The sequence below is a fragment of the Simplicispira piscis genome (genome assembly GCF_054783455.1).
Map to the genome: position 1 here is coordinate 1 of NZ_BAAGQN010000014.1, position 6,808 is coordinate 6,808.

Annotated in this window: 7 protein-coding genes; 6 read left to right on the top strand and 1 reads right to left on the bottom strand. The window is 66.4% G+C overall.

Annotated elements, in window-relative coordinates:
- Positions 1 to 1,288 (bottom strand): PAS domain-containing protein (locus ACYVOC_RS08440; RefSeq protein ID WP_461161483.1); only part of this gene is annotated, 1,288 nt, incomplete at its 3' end.
- Between the two features lie 307 nt (positions 1,289 to 1,595).
- Here ACYVOC_RS08440 and ACYVOC_RS08445 point away from each other — a divergent pair.
- From ACYVOC_RS08445 to ACYVOC_RS08470, 6 genes are all read left to right on the top strand, one after another.
- Complete coding sequence (locus tag ACYVOC_RS08445; RefSeq protein ID WP_116005968.1) at positions 1,596 to 2,348, top strand: Crp/Fnr family transcriptional regulator; 753 nt, start codon at positions 1,596 to 1,598, stop codon at positions 2,346 to 2,348.
- 10 nt (positions 2,349 to 2,358) lie between these two features.
- Complete coding sequence (mutS, locus tag ACYVOC_RS08450) at positions 2,359 to 5,004, top strand: DNA mismatch repair protein MutS (RefSeq protein ID WP_461161484.1); 2,646 nt, start codon at positions 2,359 to 2,361, stop codon at positions 5,002 to 5,004.
- Positions 5,005 to 5,115: 111 nt separating this feature from the next.
- Complete coding sequence (locus tag ACYVOC_RS08455; RefSeq protein ID WP_461161485.1) at positions 5,116 to 5,493, top strand: DUF2237 family protein; 378 nt, start codon at positions 5,116 to 5,118, stop codon at positions 5,491 to 5,493.
- Entirely contained in the window at positions 5,490 to 6,203 is a 714-nt protein-coding gene (locus ACYVOC_RS08460) for an SDR family NAD(P)-dependent oxidoreductase (protein ID WP_461161486.1), read from the top strand. The genes ACYVOC_RS08455 and ACYVOC_RS08460 overlap by 4 nt, the downstream gene beginning before the upstream one ends.
- Positions 6,204 to 6,270: 67 nt before the next feature.
- Positions 6,271 to 6,612, top strand: a complete 342-nt coding sequence (locus tag ACYVOC_RS08465; RefSeq protein WP_461161487.1) for a hypothetical protein — start codon at positions 6,271 to 6,273, stop codon at positions 6,610 to 6,612.
- 3 nt (positions 6,613 to 6,615) lie between these two features.
- On the top strand, positions 6,616 to 6,808 hold a 193-nt coding region (locus ACYVOC_RS08470), incomplete at its 3' end, for a CcdB family protein (protein WP_461161488.1).

Here is a 6,808-nt window from a genome sequence, read left to right on the forward strand (position 1 = left end):
GGCGGTTGGGCAGCTGGGTGAGGGCGTCGTAGAAGGCCAGGCGTTCGATTTCCTGGGCAGCACGCTTGCTGTCGGTCACATCCAGCGTGTAGCCGTGCATCAGCACCGCGCCATCGGGCTCGGCCTGCAAGGCCGCACTGGTCATCTGCCAGCGCACGTCACCGTCGGGCGCCCGCACCCGGTATTCGCAATGCCAGGGGCTCAGGTTGCGCACGGCACGGCGCATGGTACGGCGCACCCTGGGCAGGTCTTCCTCCACCACATTGCGCTCCAAGGCCTGAATGTCTTGCCGCACCAGTTGGTCAGACACCCCCATCAAATCGTTCACGGCCTCGCTGACATAAGGCAGGCTCGGACTGCCGTCCGGGCGAATGCGGCATTGGTAGATGAAGCCGGGAATGTTGCTGGCAATGCTCTGGATGAAGTCCAGCTGACCGCGCAGTTGCTCGGCAGAGCGGTGTTCCTCGGTCACATCCTGCACCACCCCCATCTCCACCATCACCCCGCCCTGCTGCGACGGGCGGCGCACGCGCGAGCGCATCCAGCGCACCTGCCCGTCGGGGCGGCGCCAGCGGTATTCAATGTCGCCACCGTCCTGAGCGGCCTGGGCCGATGCGACGATATGCCGATCTTCGGGCAAGATACCGCTGAGGGAGCGTTCGGGACTGATCCATTCCTGGCGCTCAAAACCGGCGATGTCACACAGCCCGGGCGACCAAAGCAACACGGTCTCGCCCTCATCCCAGATGCGGCGCCAATAGCCCGTTCCCGCCATGCTCTCCATGGTGCCAAAGACCTCGGTCTGCTCGTCCAGTTCACGCCGTGTGTCTTGCAACGCCTCGTCGGTGCCCGCCAGCGTGATGCGCAGCAGCTCAGCCTCTGAAACGTCCTGCACGGTCACCAAAATACTGCCGATGCCGGTGGACTGGGCATGGATCTTCCAGGCCAGCACCAGCCGCCCCTGGTCGCGCAGCACGTGGCGGCACTCCAGCGGTTCGCCCGTGCGTGCCGCGGCATGGAGCTGCTCCAGCACATGGGTTTGCGCCAACAGCAAAAACACCTGGGCGGCAGACACTCCACTCGTACTCGCCGAACGCAGCCCATGCAGGCGGCGAGCGGCCGCGTTGGCGGAAACCAGTCGCAAGTCCCTGCCTTGCAAATGAAAACCCAGCAAGGCCACAGGAACAGCATCCAGCATGGACTGCAGGCTGGACTGCCCCACCTGCGCAGCAGTGGCTTCTGTAGGCAGGATGGAAGGCTCTGGCTGTACTGACGGGGTGACGTTCACGTAGAAGCCTCTCACAAAAAACACATGTCACAGCAACGCAAAAATACTGCGCCCGCGACCCAAGCGAGCCATCGTATGGCAAAGCGTAACAACATGTACTGTCGTCGTAACAACTTACGGGTAAACACGCACATGCAACCATGGGTCAGTTGGCAGCATAGCCTCTGTACGGCCAGCCCCTCCCCACCGCCGCTCGACCCCTGCATCGAGAAGCGGGCCCAGGCCAGGTCTGCCTTCTGCCGCACGGCCTCCTAGAATGCGCATTCTGCGACCAGAACCCAGCCGCCCGGCAACCGCCTCTCCCACCATGCAAGAAACTGTGCCCCACGGCGCCCACCAACGCCCCCTGCTCTGCGTCAGCGAACGCGCTGCCATTGACCGGGGCCGCTGGTTTGCCGCGCTCTCCCCCTCGCTGCGGCACGACATCTTTCGCCTGGGTACCGTCACGCGCTATTCCCATGGCGAGATGATCGTAGAGCAGGGCCAACTGGCGCAGCACTGGTTTGCCTGCGCCAGCGGCGCCATCCGCTTTCGCCGTACCTCCCCTGGAGGACGGCAGGTGACCCTGGCCTATGTGGAGCCGGGCATCTGGGTCGGCGAAGCCGAAGTGCTACATCGTGGCCCCAACACCTACGACGCCCATGCCCACGGAAACACCACCCTCCTGGGCGTGGCCGAGACCGTGTTCCGGCAACTCCTGCACGAACATGCCGAATTCGGCGAAGCCCTGCTGACCTTGCAGGCGCGGCGCATGCGCTTTCTCTACTGGATGATGGAAGACATGGCCACGCTGCCGCTGCGTGCCCGGCTGGCCAAGCAATTGCTGCACTTCATGCGCCGCTTTGGCCCCCGTACCCCGCAGCCCACGTGCGAGATGCCGGTCGGCATCAGCCTGGTGCAGGACGAAATGGCCCAGTTGCTGGGCTGCTCGCGCCAGCGCGTCAACGTCGAACTCAAAGCCATGGAGCGCGACGGCGTGATCCGCATGGCCCAGCGCGGCATCACCATCCTGGACCTGGCGCAACTCGAAGCTCTGGCACAACAGGAAAACCAGGCCTGACCCATCCCGCATGACCGACGACCGCACAACCGCCCTGCCCACGGGGCTTGAAAACCACACCCCCATGATGGCGCAATACTTGTCCATCAAGGCCGGGTACCCCGACACCTTGCTGTTCTACCGCATGGGCGACTTTTACGAGGTGTTCTGGCAAGACGCCGAGAAGGCCTCGCGCCTGCTCGACATCACCCTCACACAACGCGGCCAGTCTGGGGGGCAGCCGGTGCTGATGGCAGGCGTGCCCTTCCATGCACTGGAAAACTACCTGGGCCGCCTGATCAAGATGGGCGAATCGGTGGCCATTGCCGAACAGGTGGGTGACGTGGCTACCGCCAAGGGGCCGGTGGAGCGCAAGGTGGTGCGCGTGGTGACCCCCGGCACGCTGACCGACGCCGAACTGCTGTCCGACAAGGCCGAGGCCCTGCTGCTGGCCGTGCACCAGGGCGCGCGGGCGCGCTGCGGTCTGGCGTGGCTGAGCGTGACGCAGGGCCGCGTATACCTGGCCGAATGCGCGCACGACGAGCTGGGCGCCTGGCTGGCGCGCGTGGCCCCGAGCGAGCTGATTTACAGCGCGGGCGTCACCGACCGCTTCGAGCAGCAACTGCAGGTGCTGCGCCAGAGCGGCAGCTACGCCTGCCCCGCCAGCCCCCGGCCCGACTGGCAGTTTGACGGCGCCCTGGGCGAACGCAAGCTGCTCGAACACCTGGGCGCGGCCAGCCTGCAAGCCTGGAGCGCACAAGACCTGCACCACGCCCACGCCGCCGCCGCTGCCCTGCTGCAATACGCCGAACACACCCAGGGCCGCGCGCTCACCCATGTGCACAGCGTGCAGGTGCAGTGTGCGGACGACCTCATCGACCTGCCCGCCAGCACGCGGCGCAACCTCGAACTGGTGAAGACCCTGCGCGGCGAAGACGCCCCCACGCTGTTCTCGCTGCTCGACACCTGCATGACCGGCATGGGCAGCCGCTTGCTCAAGACCTGGCTGCTCGAACCCCCACGCGACCGCAGCGCCGCCCGCCAGCGCCTGGCGGCCACCACCGCCCTGCGCGGCCCCGGCGGTGCAGGCGGCGGCCACGGCCCCTGGAATACCCTGCGCAGCGAACTCAAGGGCGTGAGTGACGTCGAGCGCATCACCGCCCGCACCGCACTGCGCCAGGTGCGCCCGCGTGAATTGGTGGCACTGGGCAATACGCTACAAAAAGCAGAGCTTCTAGCGCACAACGCACAAGCGCCAGAGCCCTATTTGGCTCAAATTTTCAGTCACCTGCAACCGCCGCCAGACTGCACCGACCTGCTGCAGCGTGCCATTGCCCAAGAGCCCGCCGCACTGGTACGCGACGGCGGCGTGATCGCCAGCGGCTTCGACGCCGAGCTGGACGAACTGCGCGCCATCCAGAGCAACTGCGATGCCTTCCTGCTCGACCTGGAAACCCGCGAGAAAGCCCGCACCGGCATCCCCAATCTGCGCGTACAGTTCAACAAGGTGCACGGTTTCTACATTGAAATCACCGGCAGCCACCTCGACAAGGTGCCCGAAGACTATCGCCGCCGCCAAACGCTCAAAAACGCCGAGCGCTTCATCACCCCCGAGCTCAAAGCCTTCGAAGACAAGGCGCTGTCGGCCAGCGAACGCGCCCTGGCGCGCGAGAAGTGGTTGTACGAGCAGGTGCTCGACCAACTGCAACCGCATATCCCCCAGCTCACCCGTCTGGCCCAGGCCCTGGCCACGCTGGATGTGCTGTGCACCCTGGCCGAACGCTCCCTCACCCTGGGTTGGTGCGCGCCACAGTTCGCGGGCGACCCCTGCATCGAGATCGAAGGCGGCCGCCACCCCGTGGTGCAAGCGCGCCTGGCTGAAACGTCGAGTGGCGCCTTCATCGCCAACCACACGCGGCTCAACGCCAACACCCGCATGCAGATCATCACCGGCCCCAACATGGGCGGTAAATCGACCTACATGCGCCAGGTAGCGCTCATCGTTTTGCTCGCCAGCATGGGCAGCCATGTGCCGGCCACCAGTTGCCGCCTGGGCCCCATCGACGCCATACACACCCGCATTGGCGCCGCCGACGACCTGGCCAACGCGCAATCGACTTTCATGCTGGAGATGGTGGAGGCCGCGCAAATATTGCACGCCGCCACGCCGCACAGCCTGGTGCTGATGGACGAAATCGGCCGCGGCACCAGCACCTTCGACGGCCTGGCGCTGGCCAGCGGCATCGCCACGCATCTGCACGACAAGACCAAGGCCTTCACGCTGTTCGCCACGCACTACTTCGAGCTGACCGAGCTGCCTGCCAAGGCGCGCCACGCGGTCAACATGCATGTGAGCGCGGCCGAATCCGGATCGGACATCGTCTTCCTGCACGAAATCCAGAGCGGCCCGGCCAGCCGCAGCTACGGCATCCAGGTGGCCAAATTGGCCGGCATGCCCGCCCCCGTGCTGCACCACGCCCGCCACACCCTGACCGCGCTGGAAGAACGTGCCGACGAAGGCGAACTGCAGGTGGACCTGTTCGCCCCCCCGCCCGAGCCCGAGCTGACAGCCGCCAGCCCGGTCGAAGCCGCCCTGGCAGCCATCCAGCCCGACCAGCTCAGCCCGCGCGAGGCACTGGATGCGCTGTACCAGCTCAAGGGTTTGCTGCCACGCTGACACGAGGCGCGGCAAAGCCCGTCATGGCGCAGGGTGTATGGCGCGGCTAGATCTGCGCCATCGGGTGATTTGCCCACAATGGCGCATCCACGCCATCCAATTCCCACCGCCATGGCCGATCTCAACGTATTGGGTACACCCCTGGTGCCCTGCTCCTACGATCCGCTGACCGGATTCCTCCGCGATGGCTGCTGCTCCACGGATGACGCGGACCACGGCAGGCACGTGGTCTGCGCTCAGATGACCCAGGCGTTCCTGGACTTCTCCCTCGCGCATGGCAACGACCTGACGACCCCGCGCCCGGAGTACCGCTTCGCAGGCCTCAAGCCCGGCAACCGCTGGTGCCTGTGCGTGCAGCGCTGGCGCGAAGCCTTGCTGGCCCATGTGGCGCCGCCGATCTTCCTGCGCAGCACCCACCACAGCGCCTTGCAGGTGCTGGCACTGGAGGACTTGCTGGCCCACGCGCTGGACAGCGAGACCACTCCTTGACCACCGCCTTGACGCTGGATTCCTTTCCCCCCGGCTTTCGCGCCCTGGTTATCGGTGCCAGTGGCGGCATCGGTCAGGCCTTTGTGCAGGCCCTGCGCGCCCACCCCCGCTGCGCCGAGGTGGTGGGCCTGCACCGCCGGTCCCAGCCGCGCTTGGACATGGACGATGAAGCCAGCATCGGCCAGGCCGCCGACGCCCTGCGTGCAGGCGGCACGTTCCACCTCATCATCCACGCGGCAGGCGTGCTGCACGGCCCCGGCTTCATGCCTGAAAAAAAGCTCGGCGACCTGAACTACGCCCAGCTCGAAGCCACCCTGCGCGCCAACACCCTGGGCCCGGCGCTGGTGCTGCGCCACTTTGTCCCGCTGCTGGACCGGCAGCGCGGCGTGCTGGCGCTGCTCTCGGCCAAGGTGGGCAGCATTGGCGACAACCGCCTGGGCGGCTGGTACAGCTACCGCGCATCCAAGGCGGCGCTCAACATGCTGGTGAAAACTGCCGCCATCGAAGTGGCGCGCAGCCACCCGCAGGCGGTGCTGGTCAGCCTGCACCCCGGCACGGTGAACACCGCGCTGTCCCAGCCCTTCCGGGGCGCGCAAATCGGCCGTGCGCCCCAAGAGGCCGCGGCCGACATGCTGGGCGTGTTGGACCGCCTGACCCCGGCCGAATCAGGCGGATTCTTTGCGTACACCGGCGAGCCGCTGCCCTGGTAACGAGGGCGCTTGACCCCGCTTCCTTTCATGCGGCATGATGGCATGAGAACCCCCTAGGACTCTCGCCATGCTCAAGGAAGTCGGCGCCAGCGGCCAAATCTCGCTGGGCAAAAAGTACGCTGGCCAGCTGTTCGACGTGCAAACGGCACCCGACGGCACCATCACCCTGCAGCCCATGAAGGCCGTGCCCCTGACCGCCCAGGAAGAGCCTGCGGTGTACGCCGCCGCCCCCGCAGCGCCGCCCGGCGGACGCAACACCAGCGGGCGCACCCCGGAGCGTGCGGCCCAGAGCATCCACGACTGGTCCGCGCAGCACGCCACCGACATCGACCAATACAACGCCTGGGCCGAACAGCGCGAACCGTATTCGCAGCGAGTGCGCCGCTGGCGCGCAGAACAGAAAAAATGAGCCATGGCGCGCCTGGACATCTACGCCAACCCCATCGAAGAAGACCGTGACACCTTCCCCTACGTCATGGACATCCAGAGCGACCTGCTCTATCGCTTTGCCGAACGGGTGTGCGTCCCACTGGCCGTGCCGGGCGCCTTTCCGGGCATGACCGACCGCTTCAACCCCGCCATTGCAGTGAACGACCACATCGCCC